The 1,171-nt window shown below is 71.6% G+C and carries 1 protein-coding gene and 2 tRNA genes; all 3 read right to left on the bottom strand.

Annotated elements, in window-relative coordinates; all coding sequences use genetic code 11:
• Positions 1-3 precede the first annotated feature (3 nt).
• Positions 4-76, bottom strand: a tRNA-Glu gene (locus ACFWR9_RS07715).
• Positions 77-98: 22 nt separating this feature from the next.
• Positions 99-170: transfer RNA gene (locus ACFWR9_RS07710), tRNA-Gln, on the bottom strand.
• Between the two features lie 93 nt (positions 171-263).
• Complete coding sequence (locus ACFWR9_RS07705; protein WP_383837092.1) at positions 264-998, bottom strand: HAD family hydrolase; 735 nt, start codon at positions 996-998, stop codon at positions 264-266.
• Positions 999-1,171: the final 173 nt, after the last annotated feature.

Here is a 1,171-nt window from a genome sequence, read left to right as displayed (position 1 = left end):
CCGTACCCCCGACCGGATTCGAACCGGCGCTACCGCCTTGAGAGGGCGGCGTGCTAGGCCGCTACACAACGGGGGCTTAGCAGATATAGCTCTGCGAGCTGGCCTACCTGGACTCGAACCAAGACTAAGTGAACCAGAATCACTCGTGCTGCCAATTACACCATAGGCCACTGGAACGCAAGCCCCTGATGGGGTTTCGCTCTAGCGTCGCGCTTCCGGTTCCCGGCCCTTTCGGCCCGCTCCCCGGCGGCGCAGGAAGAACATTACCCGAAGGTGGACGGGGCTCCAAAACGGGTATCGGCGCCGAGGAGCGCGGGGAGTTCGGAGAGGGAGGCGATCCGGCGCGGCCCCTGCGGCGGGTCCACCGTCGCGTACACACCGCCCCGGTCGATCCACACGGAGAGCAGCCCGGCGTCGGCGGCGCCGCGTCCGTCGATCTCCGGATGGTCGCCGACGTAGGCGACCTCGGACGGGGTGAGAGCCAGGGCGTCGCAGGCCGCGAGGAAGGCGGCGGGCTCGGGCTTGGACACGCCCAGCTCGGCGGCGCACAGGATGGCCTCGAACCGGGCGTGCACACCGAGGACGCGCAGCTTGCGGTCCTGGACGGTGAGGCTGGAGTTGGAGAGCACCGCGTGCCGGTGGCTGCCGGCGAGGGCGTCGAGGACGGGCAGCACGTCCGGGAAGAGGGACCAGGCGGCCTCGTAGTGCGTGACGTAGCGCTGGAACCACTCGTCGGCCTCGGCCTCGGTCAGCTCCGGCCGGCCAAGGAACTCGCGGATGCGGTCGCGCCGCTGTGTGACGAAGTCCACCTCGCCGGCCGAGAAGCGCGCCCACTGCCGGTCGGTGATCTGCCGCCAGCGCACGAGGGTCTCCTCGGCCGACCCGTACCCGGCGAGGAGCCCTTCGGCCACCAGGTGGGCGCGCATGCCCTCGCGGTCGGCGGTGGTGTAGTCGAACAGTGTGTCGTCGACGTCCCAGACCACGGCTCGGATACTCATGATCCGACGGTAACGCCGAGGGGCGGGCCGCGTCCGCCCGAACCGGGGAACGGCGAAGGGGGGGGGGGGGGGGGGGGGGGGGGGGGGGGCCCGGTGGCGTAGTGCAGGCGGAGCAGGCGCCCCCCGCGCGCCACCCCGCGCGCGCGGCAGCTCGGGGGAGAGAGTGAGCGAGG

Origin of the sequence: Streptomyces sp. NPDC058534 (genome assembly GCF_042717365.1) — a bacterium.
Classification (GTDB): domain Bacteria; phylum Actinomycetota; class Actinomycetes; order Streptomycetales; family Streptomycetaceae; genus Streptomyces.
This window is presented reverse-complemented; position numbering and strand designations above follow the sequence as displayed.

Bases quoted from the DNA above. Each gene is read 5' to 3' on its own strand.
- ACFWR9_RS07705 (WP_383837092.1), bottom strand. From the start codon at position 998: ATGAGTATCCGAGCCGTGGTCTGGGACGTCGACGACACACTGTTCGAC.